Source organism: Natronospira elongata (genome assembly GCF_034931365.1).
GTDB lineage: Bacteria > Pseudomonadota > Gammaproteobacteria > Natronospirales > Natronospiraceae > Natronospira > Natronospira elongata.
The window spans coordinates 1-24077 of sequence record NZ_JAYGII010000024.1 but is presented as its reverse complement, the minus strand read 5'-3'; the positions used below and the strand labels follow the sequence as shown (position 1 = coordinate 24077).

Below are 24077 nucleotides of genomic sequence, written 5' to 3'. Positions count from 1 at the left end.
CCGGATGGCAGCAAGCCAAAAGTCTGAATCAACCCCTTCACTAGCACGGCCCAAGTGGCCCCCAACAAAGGTAGGCTCCGGTCCTGGTGGGCTTGCTCAGGGCTGTGTGAGGCAGGATGCCGAACCCAGAGCGTACAGGGATGTATCCATAGCGTCCCTGAGCAAGCCCACCAGGACCGGAGCCGGGACGCCCCCGTCACCAGCAACGAAGGGCACTAGCTTCACCGAAGCCGCGGCTCAAGGAAAATCTCACTCCACCGGCTCAAGATACTGCACCGAGAAATACTCCCGGTTGTCCGTCCAAACCTGCCGCACAGTCCAGCCACCCTCCCGGGCCAGCTTCTCGAAACCGGAGAAAGTGAACTTGTGGCTGTATTCAGTGAGGATGTACTCGTCATCGACAAAGTGAAAGTCCTGCCCGCCAATCGTGACGGACTGCTCCCCATCACTCACCAGATGCATCTCGATGCGACTGTTCTCATCATTCCACACCGCACGGTGACGAAAACGCTCGAGATCGAAATCGGCACCCAACTCCTGGTTAATGCGGTGCAGGAGGTTCAGGTTGAACCTGCCTGTCACACCCTCATGGTCATTATAGGCCTTTTCCAGAACAACCGCGTCCTTGCGCAGATCCACGCCGATCAAAAGACCACCGCCGGCATCAATCTTCTTGCGCATGGTGGCCAGCAATTCGGCTGCTTCGTCAATGGGGAAGTTTCCGATGGTGGAGCCGGGGAAATAAATGAGCCGACGCTTTACCTCACCACTTGCGGGTTCCGGGATGTCGAAATCACTGGTGAAATCGGCACACACCGGCAGGATCTCAATCCCGGGGAACTCTGAACGCAGGGATGACACGGCGTTCATCAAATGTTCGCGGGAAATTTCCACCGGGACATAGGCAGCCGGATCATGCAGCGCCGCCAGTAGCCGTCGTGTCTTGAGACTGCTGCCACTGCCGGGCTCGATGAGCAGGGCACGCGGGCCGATGGCATCGGCCATCTCAGGCAGGTGTTCGCCCATTATCTGCAGTTCCGTGCGAGTGAGATAGTATTCCGGCAGCTCGCAGATTCGATCAAAGAGTTTTGAGCCGGCCTCATCGTAGAAATACATGGGGGACAGCCATTTTTGGCTCGCTGAGAGCCCGGTAACTACATCATCGAGGAAGGTCTGTCGTGACGGTTGCTGGTCCTGCAGTCTGTCTTCACTGCCCGCATTGTTCATGCCGCTTCCTTAGTCGAGATCCTTCGCCAGGCGGATGCCGCTGAACTGCCAGCGATCAACCGGGTAGAAGAAGTTGCGATACGTGGCGCGCAAATGACCAGCCGGACTGGCACAGGAGCCGCCCCGCAAGACCATTTGGTTGCACATGAATTTACCATTGTATTCGCCGATAGCACCCGACGGCGGATGGTAGCCGGGGTAGGCAGCATAGGGACTGGCGGTCCATTCCCAGCAATCGCCGAAGAGCTGCTGCATTCCTTCACTGCTATCACTGCCGGTGGGGTGATAGAAGCCACGGTCGGCATAATGTCCTGCTGTTTCCTTGGAACGGGCGGCGAGCTCCCATTCCGCTTCACTCGGCAGACGCATCCCCGCCCAGCGGGCAAAGGCATCGGCCTCATAAAGACTGACATGAGTGACCGGGGCATGGGGATCGATCTCCCGTCGTCCCGCCAGAGTGAATTCACTTGTTAGACCCTCATCCCAGTACAGGGGGCGATTCCAGCCTTCCTGCTGGACAGTGGACCAGCCATCCGATAGCCATAGTGCGGGATTGTCATAACCGCCGTCGCGAATGAAATCGCGGTATTCCTGGTTGGTGATCAATCGATGGGCGAGGGCATGGGGTTCCACCAGAACCTGATGGGCCGGGCCCTCATTATCGAAATGAAAGTCGCCCTCCTCTTTGCCCCAGTCCGGATGACCGATGCTCTGCAGGCCGTGGGGGCCGGCATGAAATTGCAATGGAGTCGGTTTCGGGGCAGGCGGTGGGGGGTGGTCATGGAGGGCGGGTTCCAGAGGGTTGGAAGCCAGTACATGCTTGATGTCGGTAAGGATCAGTTCCTGGTGCTGTTGCTCATGATTGAGCCCCAGTACCACGCGCTTGATCAGTGCCTTGTCCATTGCCCCGAGCAATAATGCTTCCATTGCTTCGTCCACATGGGCCCGGTAGTCGAGCACTTCCTCCAGACTGGGGCGACTCAGCAGACCCCGGCGTGGTCGGGGGTGCATCTGGCCAAGCCTGAAATAGTAGGAGTTGAACAGATAATCAAAGTGCGGATTGAAGACCCGGTAATCGTCCCGCCAGGATTGGAGCAGAAATCGTTCGAAGAACCAGGTGGTATGAGCGAGGTGCCATTTGGTGGGACTCACATGGTCCACCGTCTGGACCAGCATGTCCTCTGCCGTCAGGCCCCGGGTCAGTGCCAGGGTGGTCTGGCGGACCGTTGTATAGCGATCCCTCAGGCCAGCGTGGATTGCCTCCGGCGCGGGCTTTGCACTAGCCATGGACATGGCAACCTCCCTGGGATGTTTCCGTTGATGATCCCGCCAGTTGTTTTTGAGCTTAGCCGCCCGGCAAGCTGCAGGTCAAAAGCCGTGACGTCCGCATTCAGTCAGGCGATGCGCCGGGTCTTGCACACCTTGCAGTTGCCGCGCCTCCAGGTCAGGCGGGGCCAGTTTCAGTGCGCTCATGTCCAAATTCCAGGCTGCGGTCGATTGCAGGCGAGTGGTCTCCAGACCCTGCAGGCGGCCCTGGCCTGCGTGCCGAAACACGGCGCGGACGATTCTTTCGCCTGGCTCATGCAGGACCCGCTGCCAGTCCCCGGCTTCGTTCTGCACGATTCTTATCCAGCGATCCCCGTCCTCACCAATGCGGACATCGGTCCACCAGCGACCGTCTGGTGCCGGCCGACTGCCCTGGTGCCAGAGCGGGGGAGGGGACGCCGAATCCGGGGTCAATGTTTCACGCAGCTCTCGCATCAGTCGGGCCTCCTGAAGGTTTCTCGGCTCCGGGCGGTGCGCTGAGCCGGACAGCAATGCCCGCAGTCGGTCCATGACGGCCCGACCCCGTTCCAGGGACTGGACCCGCTCATCTTCTTCGAGCAGGCCGGCCACCGCTTGTCCGCCGCAGGCCAGTACTCGCAGGCTGTTTTCCTTGCGGTACAGGAGCCAGAAGTCGCCGTCGGGATGGGTAACGCGTTGGATGCTTTGCGAGGCGCCTGGATTCAGCACATCATCCAATCCCTGCCAGGCTGGAGGCAGCCTGGCCGAGGGTGGCTCTGGTATGGCCTTGCCAGTTGCCGCTGAGCGGACCAGGGCCGCGAGCACATCAGTGGCGTGAAAGCTCCTTGTATTGCTGCTCAGTACCAGCCAGCGCTCGCTCTCCGGCCACCAGGCCAGTTCCGTGGTGAAGGGACCGAAGCCCCCTTCATGACCAATGCGACGACCGAAGTCGTCCCGGTGGTGGCTCAGGCCCAGGGCATAGGCCTCGCCACTGGCCAGAGTGAGGCGGGGTTCTCGCCATGTCTCGCCCAGCTCACCCCTCATCGGCGGCCCACCCCGCAGCATCTGGACCAGGCCGATCAGGTCGCGGCTGTTGCCGGTAAGCCCGCCAGCACCGATGAGGTTCCAGCCCGGCCGGCCATCGGGCCAGGCGCGTTCACTGAACCGCCCCCAGCGCTGCCCGTCGCTGTAGCCCACGGCTTCTGTCTGACCGGCGGGCGGACCGCCCAGGCGCACGCTGACCAGGCCGGCCGGTTTCAGAATTTCCTCTGCCAGCAGGGCATCCAGGGGCTCACCGCTGCTCGACTCCGCCACGGCCGCCGCCAGGTTGTAGCCCAGATTGGAGTAGATAAAGGCTTCACCGGGGGCGGCGAGCGGACGGCTGCGCATAACCCGCTCCAGGAACGCCTCGCGCTCCAGCGGCTCGAACTCCGGTGGGCCGTCAAACCCGGGGTGGCGCAGCTGCGCGGCCAGACCGGAGCTGTGGCTCAGCAATTGATGCAGCCGGATGCCGCGCTTATCCCTGGGCACATCGGGAAGGTGACGGTGCAGGGGATCATCCAATGTCAGCGCGTCACCTGCCTCCAGCCGTAGGAGCAGGGCGGCGGTCAGGGGTTTGCTGAGTGACAGCCAGGGCAGGTGCGTGTCTGGATTGAATGCCAGGCCTGCTTCCCAATCGGCCAGACCGTGGCCGCTGAGTCCCTGGGTCGTCGTGCCCTGACCGTGGGCGCTGGTGCCGGAGAAGCCCCAGCCCTCCAGGCTCGCCAGGTCCGCTTCAAAGGCGCCGCCTGGTGTGGCGGCCAAAGCCAGCAGGGCAGCGATTATGAGTCGGAGGCGTCGCATGCCTACATCATAGGCTGTGGGCGCGGGAAAGGTCAGGCGGTGGTCGTCAGTGGGCAGGAAATTGTCGACTTCCCTTGACTGGGAGGCCTCAGACCGGTTTAATACGCGTCTTCCCGTCAATGCGGTTCCGCATCTCCCCGACGGGGACAGTCAGACCATCCCGGCGGCCAGGTAGCTCAGTCGGTAGAGCAGGGGACTGAAAATCCCCGTGTCGGCGGTTCGATTCCGTCCCTGGCCACCATTCTAAACTTCCCCGATTCCGTGCAGCCCGATTGAGTTTGTTGCCACCTGTCCGGGGAATCGAACCAAATTGTTTTATTGTGTCGGCGGTATCGGCCTTGCGGCTGTTCGGCGCGAGTCGACTGTCAGCGTGCCGCGGTGCCGGCAGCCTTCCCTGGCGCCCAGGCCGGCCCGCGCTTCCCTGCGCGATCGCCAGTCGGGCTGCGAAATGCCACCGGCATTTCGGTCCCGCCTGGCCCGTCCCTGGCCACCATTCTAAACTTCCCCGATTCCGTGCAGCCCGATTGGGTTTGTTGCCCCCTGTCCGGGGAATCGAACCAAATTGTTTAGTGTGTCGGCGGTATCGGCCTTGCGGCTGTTCGGCGCGAGTCGACTGTCAGCGTGCCGTGGTGCCGGTAGCCTTCCCTGGCGCCCAGGCCGGCCCGCGCTTCCCTGCGCGATCGCCAGTCGGGCTGCGAAATGCCACCGGCATTTCGGTCCCGCCTGGCCCGTCCCTGGCCACCATTCTAAACTTCCCCGATTCCGTGCAGCCCGATTGGGTTTGTTGCCCCCTGTCCGGGGAATCGAACCAAATTGTTTAGTGTGTCGGCGGTATCGGCCTTGCGGCTGTTCGGCGCGAGTCGACTGTCAGCGTGCCGTGGTGCCGGTAGCCTTCCCTGGCGCCCAGGCCGGCCCGCACCTCCCTGCGCGGTCGCCAGTCGGGCTGCGAAATGCCCCCGGCATTTCGGTCCCGCCTGGCCCGTCCCTGGCCACCATTCTAAACTTCCCCGATTCCTTGCATCCTGATTCGCCTCGGTGCCATACCTCTGGGTAATCGAGCCATTTCTATCCGCATTGGAAGCCAGCCGGTATGCTGATCAGCAACCACTGATTGAGAAGGGGAAATTCACGATGCAGCGAGTGGGCGCGCTCTTTCTGCTGGGTCTGGCGACCCTGCTTCCGGCAATGCTGATTGGCTATCTGTTGTTTCGTTTCCTGGCGGGGGCGGAGCGGATGCTGGGGCAGGTACTCGCCACCTTGTTGCCAGCCAATTGGTATCTGCCCGGAATGGGGTTGCTGGCAGGCTTGCTATTGATCCTGATGGCCGGCTTGCTGGCCCGGAGCTGGATTGGGCCGCCGGTGGGGCGCTGGCTGTCCCACCGGGTTGGCCGCCTGCCGATCCTGGGCCGGCTTTACCTGGCCTTGAGAGCGGTCATCCGGCGCTTTTCCGGTGAAAATCCCGTTGCCTTTACCTCCGTGGTCCTGGTCCTGGATGGCGCTGGTGGCAGGGGGCGAATTGGTCTGGTGGCCGAGCGGCAACCCATGCAATTGAGTCCTGAGGGCCCGGCGAGGGTGCCGGTGTATTTTCCGGCACCGTTTCAGCCGGGGGGCGATCTGGAGTTTGTGCCAGCCGATCATCTGCAAGAAGTGGAAATGAGTGTGGACCAGGCCCTGACTCTGGTTCTGAGTGCCGGGCTTGCCCGGGAATCCGGGCCTTGAGGCGGGCAGCGGCCCTCTGGCGGGAGAATTGGACCCTGGCGTTGGAAAGTGCCCTGACCATTAATTTTGGCGCTGTTGCCCCAATGTGACTATCTTCGTTTGTTTTCGGACGTGCAGATTGGCCCAGAGGCGATTAGACTAGGCACATCGTCCTGAGGAAATTTCCGGGTATTGGCCTGGCAGCATATTGCAGACGCATCCCGGCTCCAGGCGGAAGATAAGGAAAGTAGGCGATGGAATCCATTCTGGTAATCGAAGACAACCCGGATACCCGGGAATGGCTAAAGGCGCTTGCCGAGGAGGCCTTTCCGGGGGCCAGGGTGGACGAGGAGGCCACGCTGGAAGCCGGGCGCGCCGCGCTGGAGAAGGGCTACAATCTGGCCCTGGTGGATCTCAGTCTGCCAGACGGTAGTGGCGTGGATATCCTGATCGACATCCAGACCGGTCACCCGGATACCTTCGCTGTCGTCACGACCATTTACGATGATGATCGCCATCTCTTCGATGCCATTCGCGCCGGTGCCAAGGGTTATCTGCTCAAGGATCAGCCTCGTGAGCGCCTGGTAGCTCAGCTCAAGGGCATTGCCCGCGGTGATCCGCCCCTCTCTCCCGGGGTGTCTCGGCGCATCCTCCGGTATCTCGCTGGCGGCGCCCGACGCACGGAGTCGGACGCGCCCCGCCTGACGGATCGGGAAATGGAAGTTCTGGGACTGCTTTCCCGGGGCTTCAATCGCCACGAAATTGGCAAGGCACTCGATATTACCGCCAATACGGCTGCGGGCTATGTGAAGTCCATCTATCGCAAGCTGCACGTCTCCGGGCGGGCGGAAGCGATCAGGGAGGCCATTGGCTACGGACTGGTGAGCACCGGCCGACCGGAAGGCGACTGAGGTCGTCGTGTTCAGCGGCAGTGTCAGTTACCCGTTTCGGGGTCCTTTTTCCATTGCCCCGATACCCCTCCTGTCCCTGGTCACCCTGGGGGCATTGCTTGTTGTCGCTCTCACCCTGGTGGTCAGTCTTGGCAAACCCTGGCTCGGTGCCGGCTTCACCGCGGCCGATCAGCGTGATGCGGGGGTAATGGTCGACCATGTTCATTCCCACGGGCCACTGGCCGATGTCCTTGAAGTCGGTGACTCGATTCTGGCCATCAGCGGCGATGGTGAGCGCTGGATCTCCCTGGTTGGCTATGATCCCGATTTGGAGCCCCACACCCAGCCCAGTTTTCAGGCCTACAATCAATATCTTACCTTTCAGGGGGAGCTGGCTCGGATTATCGCCGGTGGAGAGGTTCATCTGCGCAGTCAGGATGGGGTCCATCAGCTTGAGCCCCGTAGCAATCGGCCCGTCGCGTCCCTGGGGCTTCAGTTCTGGTTGTTCCACCTTTTCGGACTGATGGCGCTGCTCATCAGCACCTCTGTCTGGGTGTTTCGGCGTCAGGGGTGGGCTCCCTTCTGCCTGTTCCTGTCCGGGCTGGGCTTTTTTATCGCCACAGCGGCCCATGCCGTCTGGATTACCCGGGAACTGGGTCTTCCCGCGGGGCAGTTTGATCTTCTGCTGCGGGTGAACCACCTGGGCCTGGCCATGCTGTTGGGTGGCATCATCAGTCTGTTGGCCTTTTATCCCCGGCCATTGCCGCGCATGCGGGCGCTGGCCGGAATTCTGGTCTTATTGCTCGCCTATCAGGTCAATGAGAACCTGCAGTGGTTCGACCTGCCGTGGCACACCTTCTATCTGCCCCTGCTGTTCTTCTACCTGTGCGCCGTCTTTCTGGCTGTGAACCAATGGCGGATGGCCAGCGGCAAGCCGGTGGCACGGGCGGCCATGAAGTGGATATTCCTGTCCGTGTTCATCAGCATGGGTGTGGGTATCGTGGTCTATTTCCTCCCCACCCTGATGGGGCAAAAGCCCGGCTTTTCCCAGGTCTTCCTGTCCGGATTCGCGGTCACGCTCTACGTGGGGTTCGCGCTCGGCGTGGTCCGCTACCGCCTCTTCGATCTGGACTACTGGTGGTTCATGGCCTGGCTGTGGTTCCTCGGCGGGCTGAGTGTCATCGTGCTGGATCTGGCCCTGGTGGCCTTTCTTGGCATGGGCTATGTGGAAGCCGCGGGTATCGCCGTCCTTCTGGTGGCCTGGGGATATTTGCCCCTGCGGCACTGGATCTGGCAGGTGCTCACGGGCCGCAGTCCCAACACCCTGGAGCATCATCTGCCGGCACTTGCCGAGGCCATCGTGCGCGCCCGCAGTAATGAGGCCGCCGAATTTGCCTGGCAGGAAATTCTGGCGTCCCTTTTCAATCCCCTGCGACTTGAGCGGACAGGCTGGCCGGTGCCGGACACCCGAATCGGCGCCAATGGCGCCGAACTTCTGGTGCCTGGTGTCACTGAAGACGATGGCATCTGCCTCTACCATGCTGATCGCGGTGGCCGCCTGTTCAGCTCACGTGATCGCAAGACGGTCCAGTCTCTGCTGACGGTCGCTCGCCGCCTGCACCAGGCTCGGGTGGCCGAAGCCGATGGTGCCCGCAATGAGCGTAGTCGCATCATTCGTGATCTGCACGATGATGTGGGTGGCCGTGTACTGGCGCTGATTCACTCGGCCACCACGGATCGCCAGGCCGAGCTGGCCCGGCGGGCCCTGGATGCCTTGCGGGAGACGATCCACGCCCTGGACGACAAGGATCTGATGTCGCTGGAGGAAATGGTCGCGGATTGGCGGGAACAGGCCCAGGAGCGCGGCGATGCGGCCGGTGTCCGGTTGGACTGGGCACTGGCCATCGATGCCGCCGCCGAGGTCATGCTGACACCACGCTATCGAATCAACCTGCGCCGAATTCTGGATGAAGCCCTTACCAATGCCCTGCGCCATGCCAGGCCCAGCAAGGTAGTCCTGCGTCTGGAGGCGGAGCCGAGACTGCTGCGAGGAGAGATCGTGAATAACGGTCTGCCCGAGGAGCTGCGCGACTCAAGGACCCTGCGGCCCGGTCGTGGATTGCATAATATGCGGACCCGGGCCCGTGAGCTGGATGGCGATCTCTTCCACGACCTGCGGCAGGTGGACGGTGAATGCCAGTTGCGGGTGGTTTTCGAGATTCCCCTTCCGGAACCCGAACCAGTACAAGGGGGCCCCCGTTTGGGGGGTGGCAGTCCCGCGGGTTTGAACTAGGCTTGGAGTGTCGTCGGAGAAGTTGAGCGGGCTTGCACGGCGACCCCTGTGAACGAGGTACTCCATGTCTGGCGATTGAGGAGGGGAGCGGGTTTTACGACCCGGGAAGGTTAGACTCCAGGGGAGCCCGGCTTGGCCGGGTTGGAGAAACCTTCAGGCGAGGGCCCTTATGGGCCCGAGCCGACCCCAGAGTAAGCAGGGAAAGAGAACGCCCCGGTGGCTCACCGGGGCGTTTTTTTATCCAAGGTAGTGGGGTGCTGCTTAGGGAACCTCTGATTAATTCTAGAATTAATCAGAGGTTCCTTAGTAACGTGGCCAATGGCTGACAAGCTCTGACCGAGGCAGCGTGATCAGCTTTTCCAGTTCCTCGTCTGATAGTGGCTTGCTGAAGAAAAAGCCCTGGACCAGATGGCAATCCTGTTGCAGAAGCCAACGGAGCTGCTCCTGGGTTTCCACCCCTTCCGCCACCACGGTCAGGCCGATTTCCGCCGCCATGGTAATGGTGGCGCGGGCAATGGCCGCTTCTTCCTTGCTGCTGGCCACATTGCGTACGAACTGCCGGTCCAGCTTGAGGATGTCGATGGGCAGTTGACGCAGATAGCTCAAGGAACTGTAGCCGGTGCCGAAATCATCCAGGGCCAGTCTTAGCCCCAGTGCCTTGAGCTCTCTTAGCAGGGCAATGTGATGCTCGGGGTCGTTCATCACCAGACTCTCGGTAATCTCCAGGACCAGGCGTTCAGGCGCAACCTGGTGCTCTTCCAGAGTCGTTCGCACGTCTTCCACCAGTTGGCCGGTATCGAACTGGCCAACCGAGAGATTGACTGAGATATAGAAATCCTCATCGGTTCTTGCCTGCCACAAATGGGCATGGCGGCATGCCTCTTCCAGTACCCACTTGCCCAACGGCACGATCAGGCCGGTCTCCTCCGCCAGCGGAATAAAGTCGCCCGGCGAGACATTGCCATGTTCAGGGTCCTGCCAGCGGGCGAGAGCCTCCACACCCAGGATGCGACCGGAAATGGCGTCTACCTGGGGTTGATAGTGAAGATGCAATTGACCGCCATTGATGGCCCTGCGCAGAGCGGTTTCCAGGGCCAGCCGCTGCATGGCCTCACGGTGCATATCGGCCTGGAAAAACTGGTAACTGTTGTTGCCGGACTGCTTGGCACGGGCCATGGCGATGTCGGCGTGTTGAATCAGGGCTTCGGCGGAATGGCCGTCATCCGGGAAGAAGGCCACCCCCACAGAGCAATTAACCCGCAGCTCGGTATCTTCCAGTTGGATGGGCTGGTTGACCACCCGGATGATTTCCTCCAGCCGGCGGGTGACCGTCTTGCTTCTTTGGGACTGCAGGGAGAGCAGGAACTCATCACTGCTCTGGCGGGCAACCATTTCCGATTCATCCATCATCGAGGCCAGTCGGCGGCCTATCTCGCGCAAAATCTTGTCACCAATATCATGGCCCAGGGAGTCGTTGATGGACTTGAAGCGATCCACGTCCAGGAACAGAACGGTGAATCGGCTACCGCGCCGGTCATGTTCCCGAATCCGGCGTGTAAGCTGCTGACGGAACATGCTCCGATTTGGCAGACCGGTGAGTGGATCGTAATGGGCCAGTTCGTCGAGGCGGGACTCCGTTTCCTGTTTTGCGAAAATCTCGTCGGCCAGGTCCTGGGCCATATTGGCGTAGGAGAAACGCAGCTCAAGCAACTCGCGCAGGTGCCGGCTGCCATGCCAGCTACTGGCCAGCAACAGTACCGCCACGGTGAACATCAGGGCGGCCAGTATGAAATGCAGGGGCTCGGCTGCCAGCATCAGGCGAATCAACAGAGGCGAACAGCTCAGGATGAGGAAGCCGGCCACATAAGGAAAATGTGTGGATCCGGCGGCAGCAACCAGAGCATTGATGGTGAGCAGGATCAGGGCCAGTGCAATGGTCAGTGCCGGCATCTCCGCCGGGAAAAAGAGCAGGCCGGCAAGGCCCCAGCCGAGGGCGGAAAGGTAGGCAGTCGCCAGAAACGCGTTTTCCCACAGTCTCAGCTGCAGGGAGAGCTTGGCGTCGCCGAACCGCCAGAAGGCAAGATGTGCCACCGCGCGGGCGCCTTCCGCGACTACCATCCAGGCGAGAAAAAGGTAGGCCAGGCCATTGAACGGGTCCCGAAAGAGCAGGGCGACCAACAAGGCTGCCAGCAGCGCCAGGGGATAGCTGCCCCGGTGGCTGTGATACAGACTTCGAATCAGCTCCGCCCGCGAGCGGCCCTCGGTGTCAGTCAGCATTATAAAGCAGCTTGCTTTGCGGGCGAGGGGATTGGATCACAGGCAACACGACGTGGGTCTCCCGTTATGTAAAAAACCGTTTTCACCCAATCCCTGGTTGTCAGTTTGTTGTTCCGCTCGGGTGCGGTAATCTCAGTGGATACCTCAAACTATAACAAGCTGATATCGAGGTCCACTGTGAGAAGATCGTCCCTGCCTCCGAGCGGTGTCAATGTGCCGACCCGCGGCGATGCTGGCAATCCCCTGCTGCGGGGACTGCTGGGGTGGCTGCCCTGGTCGGGCATGTTGGTGGCGCTGCATTTCACGACAGGGAGTGTCGTTGATCCCTTGTGGCCGAGTCTGGCCATTATTGGCCTGGCCAGCGTCCTGCTGCTGTTCACACTGCTGAGACAGCTGCCCGCACTGCGCGGCGGGGCGGATCCGGGCTTATGGGCCTGGCAGGCAGGCAGCGGGACGCTGATCATTGCCGCCAGCCTGTACGTGCCGGCTCCCGAGAGTCAGCTCAGTTTGCTTTTGGCTGCTTTGCCCTGGCTGGCTGTGCATGGCCGCCACCTGGGACTCTGGGCAGTCGCCGGCATGGCCTTCATTCTCCTGGCGGCCGCGGCAATGGCGGCCGGTGAGCGGCTCATCACGCCCGGCCTTTTGACCGGCCTGGCCGCCTGGATGCTGGCGGTGCTGGGCCTGCTGCTGGCGCTCGGGAGCCCGGCTGGACGCCTGGCCACTCGCGCCGCGCAGCAGGAGTCAGGCTTGCCGCGGGTGCTTGATCGGGAGGGCTTGATTGAGGTGCTGGATCGGGAGCGGGCCCGCGCCCGGCGTCAATCCGGGCCGCTGAGTGTCTGCCTCATGGATCTGGATGACCTGGGTCGGATTCACCTGGAACGGGGGCAGGCCGCTGTCGATGCCCTCAATCAGGCTTTTGGCAAGGTCATGCTGGCCCGAATCCGCCAGATGGATGTGATTGGACACCTGCAGGAAGGGGATGAGGCCATTGGCCCCTATTCGGCCCAATGCTGGATCGCGGTTCTGCCGGGGACCGGCATTGCCGGGGCGGTGTCCTTTGCCAATCGGATCCGCCATGCCGTGGACCAGCTGCCTCTGCGGCTTGATGGTGAGCGCATTCGTTGCAGCGCCTCGGCCGGGGTCGCCGAGTACCGCAACGGAGAGCCCAATGGCAGTCTCCTGACTCGTGCAGAGAGTGCCCTGCACCGGGCCCAGCGCCTGGGGAGTAACCGGGTCGAGCGGGAAACTGCGGGCGAGGCGCGGGTGCCGCCCGCCTGAGGCTGTCCGGCGGGCCTTGATGGGGTAGAATCCGGGCCCGATTCCCTGGCCTCACGATACATAGAGATTGTTCATGGCAACAGTGACAGAGCAACGGGCCGACTGGCGCGTTCGGCTCGGCGACTGGATTGACAGTCCCGGTCCCCGCAACTTCGTTATTGGTCTCATCATCCTCAACGCCATCATCCTCGGCCTGCAGACTTCGCCCGAGATTCGGACGGTAGCCGGGGATTGGATGCGGCTGATCAACGCCTTTGTGGTGGGGGTCTTCGTCCTGGAAGTGGGCGGCAAGCTGGTGGCCCGTGGCACCCGTTTCTGGGGTGACGGCTGGAATGTATTCGATTTTCTGATCGTCGCCATCTCCCTGGTCCCCGATTCCGCGGGTCTCTCGGTTCTTCGAGCACTCCGCATCCTGCGGGTGCTGCGCTTGCTCTCCACCGTTGGCCACCTGCGGGTGGTGACCGAATCCCTGCTCAAGGCCATTCCCGGTATCGGCTGGATCGGTCTGCTATTGCTGATTGTCTTTTATGTCTTCGGGGTCATGGGCACCGAGATGTTCGGCGAATCCTTTCCCCGCCAGTTCGGCCACGTGGGCGCCAGCATGTACAGCCTGTTCCAGATCATGACCCTGGAAGGCTGGTCGGAAGACATCGCCCGGCCGGTGATGGATGTCTATCCCTATGCCTGGGTCTATTTCATCATCTTCATTCTGATGTCCTCGTTTACGGTCCTGAACCTCTTCATCGGCATCATCGTCAACTCCATGCAGGAGCTGCACTGGACCGAAGAGGAGGCCAAGCAGGCCGAACGCGAGGACCAGGCGCGGCAGGAGCGGGAGCGCATGCTGCACCTGATCGAGGATCTCCACGCCAAGGTTGATCGTCTGGAATCCGAGGCCAACGGCCGAGACGGTGGACGATAAGCTGGGCCACTATCGCCAGCGCACACAGTTGCGGCCGGCTTCCTTGGCGTCATAGAGTGCCTCGTCGGCACGGCGGATCAGGGATTTGCCGGCTTCCCGACGATCATCGAAGGTGGCAACGCCGACACTGATGGTGATGGCGATATCGCCAGCGCTGGTGGTGATGGGGGCAGCGGCGACGCGTTCACGGATATCCTCGGCAATCTGGATGGCGTCCGCCTGACTGGACCCGGGAAGGACGATTCCGAACTCTTCCCCGCCAAGGCGGCCGATATGGTCACCACGACGGCGCCGGCTGCGCAGAAAGGGCATCAATTTGCGAAGGATCTCGTCGCCCACCGGATGCCCATAGCGATCATTGATGGGCTTGAAATGATCCAGATCGATCATCAACACGGCCAGCGGATCCTGTGAATTCCGGGCTTCGTCCAGAGCAGCTTTCAGTGCCCGCTGGAAACCGCGTCGGTTAAGGACGGCAGTGAGTGAATCCCGGTAGGCCATCTGTTCCAGGACGGCCTGTTTTTCCTTCTGGACCCGAACGTCCAGGGAAATGGCGGAAAAGCGAATCAGCTCACCTTCTTCGTTGCGGTGAGCCAGCAGGGTCGTCTGCACCGGGAGCTCCTTGCCTTTCGTATCCCGGTAGCACAGTTCACCACTCCACTGTCCCTGGGCCTTGGCGGCAGGCATGGCCGTCTCGGTCAGGGTCTTCAGGCTTTCCTCGGTGTGCGCCTGGCGTGTCATGAAGCCTTCCAGACTGTCTTCGGGCCCGATGCCAAGCACACGTCGCCCGGCGGTATTGAGAAAACGGAGGCGGCCATCGGGGTCACTGATTCCAATGATCGCTGGCGTCGCTTCAATGATTTCGAACAATTGCTGCCGGTCCTGTTCTGCCGCCCTGACTCGATTGAGATCCTCCATGACGCCATCAACGAATAGTTCACCCGATTCGAGGTATCGCTTGCGCACCGAGATGCGAAAATGACCAACGCGCCCCTTCAGGGTTCGCACCTTGACCGTCTGGGTATACCAGTCATCGGCCCTTTCCAGTCGTTCAAGAAAGATTTTACGGTCCGCCGTTTCCGCATAGAGTGCCGACACCGGTGTGGCCAGAAGATGCTCCACGCTGTCGGCTTCACTCAGGCGGACCATTTCATTATTGACAGAGAGGAATCGTCCCTTGCCATTGACGCTGCTGCGGTAGATGCCCACGGGCAGGTTCTCCACAACATCCATGAGAATCTCCAACTCCCGCTCATGATCATTGCGGGCAGTGACGTCATGGATGATTGAGACCAGGCGGGTTTCGTTGCCAAAGTTGACCGGAGAGCTATAGACCTCTACATCCCTGACTCTGCCGTCGGCAAGCCGGTGCTGGAACCGAAAGAAATTGCGCTTTTCCTTCAGCGCGGCTTCCATTTCCCGCTGGATGTCTGCCTTGGGAAGGATGTTGATGTCGGATATATTGCAACTGAGCAAGCTGTCACGGTCGTAGCCGTAATAGTCAACGGCTGAGGCGTTGACATCGCAAAGCCTGCCGGTATTCGGGTCAATAAGGAGCATGATGGCCACCGAGTGGTGGAACATCTGTTGGAACATGGACTGTCCGCTTTCCCTGATCGGCATGCCTTGTTGCGCCCCAGTTGCTCCGGTCTGCTAGCTTGGATACTACTGGCCGAGATGGGATGCGTCACGCTTTGCGTGGGACTGGTCCCGCAGTCCCAATGGCTGCTAGATTGGCACCCTGATCACGTGGAGGGAGAAGCGGAGATGGTCCTGGCCACTCTATTGGTTTATCTACTGCTGTTGCTGGCCATCGGAGCCTGGGCCCGTCAGCGGGTCAGTGATAGTGCCGACTTCCATCTGGCCGGCCGGCGCCTGGGGCCCGTGGTTGCGTCCCTGAGTGCCTCAGCCAGTTCTTCTTCGGTCTGGACCCTCCTTGGCATGAGCGGCGCAGCCTACGCCTGGGGGATTCAGGCGGTGTGGCTGATTCCGGCCGTGGTCTCGGGCTTTGCCATCAACTGGTTCCTGGTTGCCCCCCGCCTGCAGCAAAGCAGTCGCGATAACCAGGCTCTTACATTGGTGGAATACCTGGCCCACGGTACTCGGCCATCCATGCAGCGTGTGTTGAGGCTGCTGGGTGGTCTGCTGATTCTTTTTTGCTTTACCTTTTATGTTGCCGCTCAATTTGATGGTGCAGGCTCCGCCATCGCCACCGCGGTCCCGCAAGTCAGCACCACCAATGCCATTATCGTGGGTGCGGCCATTGTGATTGCCTATGTGGTCATGGGCGGCTTCTGGGCCGCCAGCGTGACCGATGCGGTTCAGGGTCTGATGATGCTCCTGGTTGCTCTGGTGCTGCCCTATGTGGCGCTGGCGGCAGTGGGTGGTCCGGTGGCTCTGATGGAAGGGCTGGCGGCCCTGAACGAACCCGGCCTGACCCGCCTGGTGGATCAGCCCAGTCTGCTTCTGGCCATGGTCTTCATTGTCGGTCTGTTTGGCATCGGCCTTGGTTACCCCGGCCAGCCTCATGTGGTTAATCGTTTCATGGCCATGCGCGACGGCCACGAGATCCGTCTTGCCCGCCGGGTGGCCCTGGGCTGGGCGGCCCTGATCTATATCGGCATGGTGGTACTGGGCTGGAGCGGTCGCGTTCTGATGCCCGAACTGCCTGACGCCGAGGATGTCCTTTTGGTACTCAGCGTGGACTTGTTGCCGGCGGTGATTGGCGGTTTGATCACAGGTGGCGTACTGGCCGCCATCATGTCCACTTCCGATAGCCAGCTGCTGGTGGCCAGTGGCTCGGTCAGTCACGACATGCGCCGTGGCGATTTTTCGGTCCTGGTGGATCGCCTGGTGGTAGTCACCGTGGGAATCGCCGCGGCCATCCTGGCTCTGCTGGTGCCCGAGAGCATTTTCGATCGGGTATTGTTCGCCTGGCAGGTGCTGGGTAACGGTTTCGGTCCCCTGTTGTTGGTCCTGCTCTGGCGCGGGCCGGTGGCCGATGCCTATCGCCTGGCAGCCATTGTCGTCGGTGCCGGTCTGACCATTTTCATCAGCTTCTTTCCCGATGCGCCGGGGAATGCGGTGGAGCGCCTGCTGCCCTTTTTCCTGTCCCTGCTGATCGCCTGGTTGGGCTATCGGCAGGCTCTTCGGCCATGACGGGAACAGTGGGTACCCTGCCGGGTCGAACGGGGGAGAGGCAATCGAGAGGTGGCTCATGGTCAAGATCACCACAGGCCGAACCCTGGCCGGCATGCTCATCGCCATGGGGCTGTTCATTACCGGCTGCGCCCATAACGGCATGACGGACCCGGAACGGCAATCGGCCTATGCCGAACCCAAGCGCCAAAGTGAATATTTCCGCTGCGTAGGCGGCTCCGCCATCCCCCGTTTCACCCCCGGCGGTAATGTCCCCGAGGAGCTCCAGGTGCCACGGGTGGGAGGCTGTCGCTACCGCTGACGGGCCCCATCGCGGATGAATCCGCTCCTAGGGCAAGATATTCCCAGGCCTGGAATCCGGCACCGTAGGAGCGAATTCACTCGCGATGCCCTAGGCTGATTGGTGCCTTGTTGCGCATCGATTGTTCAACGGTTGGTCAAGCGCAACTCAATGCGGCGGTTGCGGGCCCAGGCCTCGGGGCCGTCGCCGTCGTCCAGGGGTTGGTGTTCGCCGAAGCCGGCCGCGGCCAGGCGGTCTTCGGGCAGGCCCTGCTCTGAAAGATAGTGAACGATATTGAGTGCCCGGGCCGTTGAGAGCTCCCAGTTGGAGGGGAACTGCTCGGTGCGGATGGGGCGTCGGTCGGTGTGGCCTTCCACCTGCAGCACCCAGTCGATGTCGTCCGGGATGCGTGCGCTGATTTCCTCGAAGGTGTCGGCCAAGTGGTCCAGTGTCTCCCGGCCTTCTGAACCGATCTCCGCCGAGGCGCTTTCAAAGAACAGCTCCGATTGGAAACGAAAGCGATCGCCGACGATCTCGATTTCCTCCACATCGGCCAGGGCCTCGCGCAGGCGGCCGAAGAACTCCGAGCGATAGCGGTCCAGTTCTTCCACCCGCTCGGCCAGGGCCACATTCAGGCGCTCGGCCAGATCACTGATCTCCGCCCGCTGCACGGCAATGGTGGCCTCGGAGATATCCAGGGCCTCGGACAGGGCGGTGAGCTGCTCGCGCAGGGCGCGGATGTCATCCCTGAGCGCGGTCACCTGAGCCTGGGCCTCGGCGGAGATCGCTTCTTCCTCCTCCAGGGCCTCCGCTGTCTCATCCAGATCCCGCTCCAGAACCACGATGCGTGCTGACTGATCGTCCAGCTCGGCCTCGGCTTCGGCCAGTGCCGCTTCCCGGTCGCCCAATAGCTCGGCCAGCCGTGCCCGTGCCGCCTCGCTAACTGCCAGTTCGCCGGCCAGGGTTTCGCCCCGGGCCAGACTGGCGGCCAGGGCCTCGTCGAGCTCGGAGACCCGCGTTTCCAGGCGGCGCCGTTCCCGGCGCTCCATGGACAGGGTCTCGGCCAGTTCGGCAACTTCCTCTTCCAGGGCGCTGAGGGTCTGGTCGCGGTCGTAGAGCGCCTCGCTGGTGTAGAACTGGGCCACCACGAAGAACAGCAGCACGAAGACGAAGACCAGCAGAATCGTGGCCAGTACGTCCACGAATCCCGGCCAGATATCGAAGCGATCCCGCCCCCGGCGGCTGCTGCCAAACATGGCTTACTCCTGTCCCTTCTGCTGGTAGGCGATGGTCTTGGCCAGCAGCCGGATTTCCTCGCGCAGGGTGCCCACCAGCTGCTCACGGTCACGCTCCACCGAGGCGCGCAGGTCGCTGGTGGCCCGGGCCAGGTCGCGCAGCCCGTCCTGGAGGGCGGCATCCTCGCCGGCCTGGCGTTCGCCGGCATCGGCCAGGCGTTCCAGCACCGGGCGCAGCTCGGCCTGGGTCCGGGACAGGCCGGTCAGAGCCTTGCGCTCGCCCTGGCCTTGTTCGGTCAGGCGGGCCAATTCCGTCGCCAACTCAGTCAGACGGGCATCGGCAGCGCGGCGGTCTTCCTCGGAGCGCTGCATCATGCGCTGTAGCTGCTCCAGGGAATCGGCGGTCTGTTCCAGCAGGGCCTGGATATAGGCGGGCACATTGCCTTCCTCGCCGCCGCCGGAGAGGGCGCCACTGGCCAGGCGTGTCTGGCCGGAGAGCCATTCCTCCAGGTCGTTGTAGAAGCGGTTCTGGGCGGTGCCGGTCTGAAGATCGATAAAGCCCAGCACCACCGCGCCGGCGAGACCGAACAGGGAGGAGGAAAAGGCCGTGCCCATGCCGCCCAGCGGGGCTTCCAGGCCGGCCTTGAGATCCTCGAAGAAGGCCGCGGCACTGCGGTCCTCGATGGACAGCCCGGCGATGACATTGCCCACCGCGCGCAGGGTGTCGAGCAGGCCCCAGAAGGTGCCCAGCAGACCGAGAAAGACCAGCAGGCCGATGAAATAGCGGGAGAGGTCGCGGGACTCATCCAGCCGAGCGCGGACACCATCCAGCAGGGTGCGCAGTGAAAGGGTGGATAGCCTGAGATTGTCACCCTCGCGGCCGGTGAGCAGCCGGGCCATGGAGCCCAGCAGGCGGCTCTCGCCGGGGGCATCGGCCTGGCCCTTGCGAAAATCCCGGATCCAGTGCTGCTCGGGGCGCAGGATCAGGACCTGGCGGAAATTGATCAGAATCCCCACCAGCAGTACCGACAGGATCAGGCCATTGAAGACCGGGTTGGCCATGAAGGCCTGTTCCAGGGGGCGGTAGAGTAGCAGGGCGACGGCGACTACGGCGCCCAGGAACAGCGCCATCCACACGATTACACGGGCGGGGTCTCTCACGACGGCATCTCCTTGTTCCGGAATTTCCGAGTATCACATGAGCCGGGTGCACTTTGCAGCCGTGCCCGGGGACAGGGCTTGCGGCCCGGATGGGGTAGAATGCCCTGCAATCCGCCGCATTTCATCGTGTCCACAGACAAGGGAGTGACATGGGGGCGCCAGCCACTGTCCAGCTTGAAGGGCAAAGCCTGACCTGCGCGGGAGAGTGGCGTCTGCCGGGCGTGGCGGCGCTTGAAGCCCGGCTTGAGCAGTTGTCGCTGCCCCGAGGCAGGCTGGAGATTTCGGGGGAAGCCCTGGAAGGCCTGGATGTGGCCGGTGCCCGGCTGCTGCATCGTCTGGTGTCACGCGTGGAGGCGGCCGGCGGCGAGGTCAATCTCCATCTTTGCGAAGAGCACCGGCGTCTATTGGAGCTGGCGGCCAGGGTTCGTCGTCCCGAGCGCCTGCATGAACCCCGTGAAAGCTTCCTCAGTGAAGTGGGGCGGGTCAGTTGGGAGCACTGGTGGGAGTTTCGCGGATTCCTGGGGTTTCTCGGAGAAGTGGTCGCGGAATTTGCTCGACGCCTGCTGCGGCCCTCCACCGCCCGTCCCCGCCGTTTTCTCAATGAATTGGAGCAGGGCGGCGTTCGGGCGGTGCCGATCGTGGCCGTCCTGAGTTTCCTCGTCGGTCTGGTCATTGCCTATCAGCTCAGTACCGCCCTGGATACCTACGGGGCAACGGTCTTCCTTCCCGAATTGCTCACCACCACCATGCTGCGGGAATTAGGCCCCTTGATTGTCGCCATTCTGGTGGCGGGGCGCACCGCATCATCGTATGCGGCCGAGCTTGGGACCATGAAAATCAATGAAGAGATCGATGCCCTCAGAACGCTTGGCATCAGTCCTTTCGATATGCTGATCCTGCCCAAGCTGCTGGCCCTGATTTTCGCCCTGCCGTTATTGACCGTGCTGGCCGGCCTGAGCGGCATGCTGGGTGGTGCGCTGGTCAACTGGGCCGTTCATGAACAGGGTGTGACCGCCTTTCTGCAACGACTGCCTGAAGGCATGAGCTACCGCCATTTCTGGTTGGGCCTGGTCAAGGCGCCGGTCTTCGCCGCCGTCATCGCCCTGATCGGTTGTCGCCAGGGCTTGCGGGTCAAGCGCGGGGCCGGCGGTGTGGGGCAGGCCACCACCCGGGCCGTGGTGCAGGCCATCTTCGCCGTGATCGTCATCAATGCGGTGTTTTCCATCATCTACAATTTGCAGGGGCTATAGAGATGGCTGCCGGGGAAAGCGTCATCCGGGTAAGAGGGCTGGTCAATCGCTTTGGTCAGCACCGGGTTCATGATGGTCTGGACCTGGATGTCTTCTCGGGCGAGATTCTGGGGCTGGTGGGCGGCAGTGGTGCCGGCAAGACGGTCTTGCTGCGTACCCTGCTCGCCCTGCGGCAACCGCAGGCGGGCAGCATAAGGTTCTTCGGTGAAGAACTGGTGGGCGCGTCCGAAGCCAGACTGCGTGCGCTGCGCCAGCGGATCGGCATGTTGTTCCAGGGTGGCGCCCTGTTTGGCGGTCTGAATGTCATCGACAACCTGACCCTGCCCTTGCGGGAGCATACGGATCTGTCATCGGCAGTGGCCGAAGAACTGGCGCTGATCAAGCTGGAGATGGCCGGCCTGGAACCGGAAGTCGCCTGCCTGTATCCCAATGAGCTGAGCGGCGGCATGATAAAGCGAGTGGCCCTGGCACGGGCCCTGATCATGGACCCGGAGGTTTTGATCCTGGATGAGCCCACGGCCGGACTGGATCCTGTCAATGCGGCCGCTTTTGATGCCTTGATTGTGGAACTGAGTCGCCTGCTGGGATTGACCGTGCTGATGGTCACCCATGACCTGGATGCCCTCTGGCAGAGTACGGATCGCGTTGTTTACCTGGGCCAGGGGCGTGTTCTGGAGCAGGGGCCGATTGACACATTGAGTCAGTCTCAGATCCCAGCGGTTTCCCGATATTTTGCCGACCGGCGCAGCCGCGAGCGAATGAATTGATCAGAGGTTCCTCAAGGAACACTGGAAACGAGTGATGGAAACCAACAGCAATTACACCCTGACCGGATTATTCGTGCTGGTCTTCCTGGTCGCCGCCATCGTGCTTAGTTTGTGGATCGCCGGTGACCTGCGTCGGGGCGAGACGACTTTCTACACCGTTTACATGGCAGAGCCTGTTTCGGGTCTGGCGGAAAACTCCCGGGTCCTGATGCAGGGGGTGCCGGTGGGTCGCGTTCACAGTCTGTCCCTGGATCCGTCGGATCCACGACGGGTCAAGGTGACACTGGACCTGGCGGCCGATACACCGGTACGTGCCGACACCACCGCCGTGCTGAGAAGTCAGGGGGCCACCGGTCTTCTGCGCCTGGAGCTTGAGGGTGGCAGCCCCGATGCAGGTCCCCCGCCCCAGCCCGAAGGCGAGCCCTATCCCGTGATCCAGTCACGCCTGTCCTTCTGGGCCCGCCTCGACGACAGCGTGGATGATGGCATGGAGGCGGTGGAAACCGTGGCGCGTCAATTGAATCGCTTGCTCACTGATGAGAACACCGATGCCCTGGCCGCCTCCATTCAGAACCTGGAAAGCCTCACCGCTGCCCTGGCCCGCAATGCGGAACAGATGGATGAACTCATGGCGAGTACTGCCGGCATGGCCCGTCAGGGCGAGCGGATTGGCGAACGGGTGCCGGAGACCATTGACCGTCTGGATGAGGCCCTGGGCAGTTTTAATACCCTGGCCGGACAATTGGAACGGACCGCTGCGGAGATGGAGGGGACTGCCTCCGCCGGGCGGGTGGGCGTCGAGTCATTCAATCGGCGGACCCTGCCTGAACTGGAGGCCATGCTGGATGACCTGCGCCAGGCCAGTGACAGCCTGCGCCGCCTGGGTGATCAACTGGAAGATGAACCCCAGCGATTGATATTGGGCCCACCGGAAGTCGAACCCGGTCCGGGTGAACGATAGGGGAATAATGATGAAGGCATTTCGAATCACTCGGGTCGTGGCTGTAACGGCCCTGATCATGATGGTCTCTGCCTGCACCATCGGCCCCACTCGGGGTGAGGCGCCGCGTCTGCACCTCCTGGAATGGGACGGCAGCGGCGTTGAGGCAGCAGCAGAGCGTCGTGATGCTGTCCTGCTGATTGCCACGCCGTCCGCCTCGCCGGGGCATGAAAGCGCGGCCATGAAATATCGACAGCAGGGGTACGAGCTTCGGCAGTTCGCCCGCAATCGCTGGGCCGACAAGCCCGCCCGTCTGATTGCCACGGCCCTTACCGAGGCCCTCGAAGACAGCGGCCAGTTCCGCCATGTGGCGGCGCCCGGCAGTCGCGTCAATGCCGACTATCGCCTGGACAGTGAACTGGTTCGCCTCGAGCAGTTGTTTGAAAATGAGGCCAGTGGGCTGCGTCTGACTATACGATACCGCCTGGTGGATCTGAAGACCGGTGAGGTTCTCGGCAGTCTGCGTCAGGAGCTGCGGGAGAGCAGTGAGAGCAATGATCCCGCGGGCGGTGTGGCAGCCGCCAACCGGGCCTTGAATAAAGGCCTGCTTGCCCTGCTTGAGGCATTGCCAGCTTGGCTGGAGGCCGCCACCGACCATGACTGAGATCCGTGATGCCCGTGACACGGATTTGGACTGGGTACTCACGCTCAACCGGGAGTGGGAGGCAGTCCTGAGTCCGCTGGATGGTGAGCGCCTGAAACGACTGCATGAGCAGGCGGCGGTGCATCGCATTGCCGAGCCGGCCGGCCGGCCCACCGCCTTTCTGATGGCCTTCCGGGAAGGCAGTGGCTATGACAGCAGCAACTATCGCTGGTTTGCCCAACGCTATCCCCGCTTTCTCTACATCGACCGGGTGGTGGTGGCCAGCGCCGCCCAGGGTCATGGTCTGGGCAAGGCCCTCTACCAGGATCTATTCCGCATCGCCCGCTCCTGGGGGATCACGACCGTCTGTTGCGAGTTCGATGTGATGCCGCCCAACCCGGTGTCGGAGCGGTTCCATGAAGCCCTCGGGTTCCAAGAGGTGGATCAGCGCCGCTACGGCACGCCCCCGAAAATGGTCTCTCTGCGCGTCATTCAGATCTGATTGTTGGGCAATGCCTTTCACTGGCTTGATGCAAATCAAGCCGTTATCTTCTCAATTGGCTATGCTTTCTATGCCTAGTGGGCCACGCGGCTAGTTCGGTGACGCCTCTACGCTTCGGTATCGGTATCGAGCAGGGCAGTGCCCTTCGATGCCGGTGACGGGTTGGGTCCCGGCCTTGGTGTCGACAGGCCTTTGCAAGGACGCCGTAAACCCATCCCTGGGGGCTCTGCACGCGACGTCCTGTCGCTCACAGCCTTGCAAAGCCCTGTCGGCACCAAGACCTACTGTTTTTGGTGGTCACCTGGGCTGTGCTCTCGGAGTGTTTGGCTCTGGCTGGGAGGAGAGCGGCCTTAGCTGACTCGAAGCCAATCTGTCCCAAACCCGAATCCACCTTCAGCAGGCACAGCCCAGGTGACGTCCCCAAAGAGT

The 24077-nt window shown here is 62.1% G+C and carries 19 protein-coding genes and 1 tRNA gene; 13 read left to right on the top strand and 7 right to left on the bottom strand.

Annotation, left to right across the window (positions count from 1 at the left end; translation table 11 throughout):
- Positions 1-249: 249 nt before the first annotated feature.
- The 3 genes from egtD to VCB98_RS10410 all read right to left on the bottom strand — a co-directional run bounded on the left by egtD (position 250) and on the right by VCB98_RS10410 (position 4353).
- The gene (gene egtD / locus VCB98_RS10420) at positions 250-1227 is read right to left on the bottom strand and encodes an L-histidine N(alpha)-methyltransferase (protein WP_346052365.1); all 978 of its coding nucleotides are present in this window, start codon (positions 1225-1227) and stop codon (positions 250-252) included.
- Positions 1228-1236: 9 nt separating this feature from the next.
- On the bottom strand, positions 1237-2520 hold the full coding sequence (gene egtB, locus VCB98_RS10415) for an ergothioneine biosynthesis protein EgtB (protein ID WP_445353997.1): 1284 nt from the start codon (positions 2518-2520) through the stop codon (positions 1237-1239).
- Positions 2521-2595: 75 nt separating this feature from the next.
- On the bottom strand, positions 2596-4353 hold the full coding sequence (locus VCB98_RS10410; RefSeq protein WP_346052360.1) for a serine hydrolase domain-containing protein: 1758 nt from the start codon (positions 4351-4353) through the stop codon (positions 2596-2598).
- Between the two features lie 165 nt (positions 4354-4518).
- Between VCB98_RS10410 and VCB98_RS10405 the strand changes: the two genes are divergently transcribed.
- From VCB98_RS10405 to VCB98_RS10390, 4 genes are all read left to right on the top strand, one after another.
- Positions 4519-4594 (top strand) — tRNA-Phe (locus VCB98_RS10405).
- Between the two features lie 890 nt (positions 4595-5484).
- Positions 5485-6072, top strand: a complete 588-nt coding sequence (locus VCB98_RS10400; RefSeq protein WP_346052358.1) for a DUF502 domain-containing protein — start codon at positions 5485-5487, stop codon at positions 6070-6072.
- A 233-nt stretch (positions 6073-6305) separates the two neighbouring features.
- Positions 6306-6962, top strand: coding sequence for a response regulator (locus VCB98_RS10395; RefSeq protein ID WP_346052357.1), 657 nt, complete (start codon positions 6306-6308; stop codon positions 6960-6962).
- A 7-nt stretch (positions 6963-6969) separates the two neighbouring features.
- A complete protein-coding gene (locus tag VCB98_RS10390) occupies positions 6970-9234 on the top strand; it encodes a hypothetical protein (protein WP_346052356.1) in 2265 nt (754 codons plus the stop codon).
- 303 nt (positions 9235-9537) lie between these two features.
- Here the strand turns inward: VCB98_RS10390 and VCB98_RS10385 are convergent, their stop codons facing one another.
- On the bottom strand, positions 9538-11511 hold the full coding sequence (locus tag VCB98_RS10385; protein ID WP_346052354.1) for a putative bifunctional diguanylate cyclase/phosphodiesterase: 1974 nt from the start codon (positions 11509-11511) through the stop codon (positions 9538-9540).
- A 177-nt stretch (positions 11512-11688) separates the two neighbouring features.
- Between VCB98_RS10385 and VCB98_RS10380 the strand changes: the two genes are divergently transcribed.
- Together VCB98_RS10380 and VCB98_RS10375 are read left to right on the top strand one after the other, a co-directional pair.
- The gene (locus tag VCB98_RS10380) at positions 11689-12789 is read left to right on the top strand and encodes a sensor domain-containing diguanylate cyclase (RefSeq protein WP_346052352.1); all 1101 of its coding nucleotides are present in this window, start codon (positions 11689-11691) and stop codon (positions 12787-12789) included.
- A 73-nt stretch (positions 12790-12862) separates the two neighbouring features.
- Positions 12863-13711, top strand: coding sequence for an ion transporter (locus VCB98_RS10375; RefSeq protein WP_346052350.1), 849 nt, complete (start codon positions 12863-12865; stop codon positions 13709-13711).
- Between the two features lie 9 nt (positions 13712-13720).
- Here VCB98_RS10375 and VCB98_RS10370 read toward each other — a convergent pair whose 3' ends face one another.
- Positions 13721-15307 carry a sensor domain-containing diguanylate cyclase gene (locus VCB98_RS10370; protein WP_346052348.1) on the bottom strand — a complete coding sequence of 529 codons (1587 nt, stop codon included), beginning with the start codon at positions 15305-15307 and terminating at the stop codon, positions 13721-13723.
- 171 nt (positions 15308-15478) lie between these two features.
- Here VCB98_RS10370 and VCB98_RS10365 point away from each other — a divergent pair, with 171 nt between their 5' ends.
- Together VCB98_RS10365 and VCB98_RS10360 are read left to right on the top strand one after the other, a co-directional pair.
- The gene (locus tag VCB98_RS10365) at positions 15479-16870 is read left to right on the top strand and encodes a sodium/proline symporter (protein ID WP_346052346.1); all 1392 of its coding nucleotides are present in this window, start codon (positions 15479-15481) and stop codon (positions 16868-16870) included.
- A gap of 58 nt (positions 16871-16928) precedes the next feature.
- Positions 16929-17171, top strand: a complete 243-nt coding sequence (locus tag VCB98_RS10360; protein WP_346052344.1) for a hypothetical protein — start codon at positions 16929-16931, stop codon at positions 17169-17171.
- A gap of 125 nt (positions 17172-17296) precedes the next feature.
- Here the strand turns inward: VCB98_RS10360 and VCB98_RS10355 are convergent, their stop codons facing one another.
- Positions 17297-18406: a peptidoglycan -binding protein gene (locus VCB98_RS10355; protein WP_346052342.1), complete on the bottom strand. Its 1110-nt coding sequence runs from the start codon at positions 18404-18406 to the stop codon at positions 17297-17299.
- Positions 18407-18409: 3 nt separating this feature from the next.
- Complete coding sequence (locus tag VCB98_RS10350) at positions 18410-19546, bottom strand: flagellar motor protein MotA (protein WP_346052340.1); 1137 nt, start codon at positions 19544-19546, stop codon at positions 18410-18412.
- 149 nt (positions 19547-19695) lie between these two features.
- On the opposite strand from VCB98_RS10350, the gene VCB98_RS10345 reads away from it, so the two are divergent.
- From VCB98_RS10345 to VCB98_RS10325, 5 genes are read left to right on the top strand one after another with little or no spacing between them, the layout of a single operon-like run.
- On the top strand, positions 19696-20796 hold the full coding sequence (locus tag VCB98_RS10345) for an ABC transporter permease (protein ID WP_346052338.1): 1101 nt from the start codon (positions 19696-19698) through the stop codon (positions 20794-20796).
- A 2-nt stretch (positions 20797-20798) separates the two neighbouring features.
- The gene (locus VCB98_RS10340) at positions 20799-21563 is read left to right on the top strand and encodes an ABC transporter ATP-binding protein (RefSeq protein ID WP_346052336.1); all 765 of its coding nucleotides are present in this window, start codon (positions 20799-20801) and stop codon (positions 21561-21563) included.
- A gap of 34 nt (positions 21564-21597) precedes the next feature.
- Positions 21598-22524 (top strand): MlaD family protein, encoded by a 927-nt coding sequence (locus VCB98_RS10335; protein WP_346052334.1) that lies wholly within the window; start codon positions 21598-21600, stop codon positions 22522-22524.
- Positions 22525-22534: 10 nt separating this feature from the next.
- Positions 22535-23167, top strand: coding sequence for an ABC-type transport auxiliary lipoprotein family protein (locus VCB98_RS10330; RefSeq protein WP_346052332.1), 633 nt, complete (start codon positions 22535-22537; stop codon positions 23165-23167).
- Positions 23160-23648 carry a GNAT family N-acetyltransferase gene (locus VCB98_RS10325; RefSeq protein ID WP_346052330.1) on the top strand — a complete coding sequence of 163 codons (489 nt, stop codon included), beginning with the start codon at positions 23160-23162 and terminating at the stop codon, positions 23646-23648. Before VCB98_RS10330 ends, VCB98_RS10325 begins: the two co-directional genes overlap by 8 nt.
- The last annotated feature ends 429 nt before the right edge of the window (positions 23649-24077 follow it).

Excerpts from the sequence above, each read along its gene's own strand:
- VCB98_RS10370 (WP_346052348.1), bottom strand. The coding sequence starts at position 15,307 with ATGTTCCAACAGATGTTCCACCACTCGGTGGCCATCATGCTCCTTATT.
- VCB98_RS10395 (WP_346052357.1), top strand. The coding sequence starts at position 6,306 with ATGGAATCCATTCTGGTAATCGAAGACAACCCGGATACCCGGGAATGG.
- VCB98_RS10340 (WP_346052336.1), top strand. The coding sequence starts at position 20,799 with ATGGCTGCCGGGGAAAGCGTCATCCGGGTAAGAGGGCTGGTCAATCGC.
- egtB (WP_445353997.1), bottom strand. The coding sequence starts at position 2,520 with ATGTCCATGGCTAGTGCAAAGCCCGCGCCGGAGGCAATCCACGCTGGC.
- VCB98_RS10400 (WP_346052358.1), top strand. The coding sequence starts at position 5,485 with ATGCAGCGAGTGGGCGCGCTCTTTCTGCTGGGTCTGGCGACCCTGCTT.
- VCB98_RS10345 (WP_346052338.1), top strand. The coding sequence starts at position 19,696 with ATGGGGGCGCCAGCCACTGTCCAGCTTGAAGGGCAAAGCCTGACCTGC.
- VCB98_RS10360 (WP_346052344.1), top strand. The coding sequence starts at position 16,929 with ATGGTCAAGATCACCACAGGCCGAACCCTGGCCGGCATGCTCATCGCC.
- VCB98_RS10330 (WP_346052332.1), top strand. The coding sequence starts at position 22,535 with ATGAAGGCATTTCGAATCACTCGGGTCGTGGCTGTAACGGCCCTGATC.
- VCB98_RS10375 (WP_346052350.1), top strand. The coding sequence starts at position 12,863 with ATGGCAACAGTGACAGAGCAACGGGCCGACTGGCGCGTTCGGCTCGGC.
- VCB98_RS10365 (WP_346052346.1), top strand. The coding sequence starts at position 15,479 with ATGGTCCTGGCCACTCTATTGGTTTATCTACTGCTGTTGCTGGCCATC.
- VCB98_RS10410 (WP_346052360.1), bottom strand. The coding sequence starts at position 4,353 with ATGCGACGCCTCCGACTCATAATCGCTGCCCTGCTGGCTTTGGCCGCC.
- egtD (WP_346052365.1), bottom strand. The coding sequence starts at position 1,227 with ATGAACAATGCGGGCAGTGAAGACAGACTGCAGGACCAGCAACCGTCA.
- VCB98_RS10325 (WP_346052330.1), top strand. The coding sequence starts at position 23,160 with ATGACTGAGATCCGTGATGCCCGTGACACGGATTTGGACTGGGTACTC.
- VCB98_RS10355 (WP_346052342.1), bottom strand. The coding sequence starts at position 18,406 with ATGTTTGGCAGCAGCCGCCGGGGGCGGGATCGCTTCGATATCTGGCCG.
- VCB98_RS10335 (WP_346052334.1), top strand. The coding sequence starts at position 21,598 with ATGGAAACCAACAGCAATTACACCCTGACCGGATTATTCGTGCTGGTC.
- VCB98_RS10385 (WP_346052354.1), bottom strand. The coding sequence starts at position 11,511 with ATGCTGACTGACACCGAGGGCCGCTCGCGGGCGGAGCTGATTCGAAGT.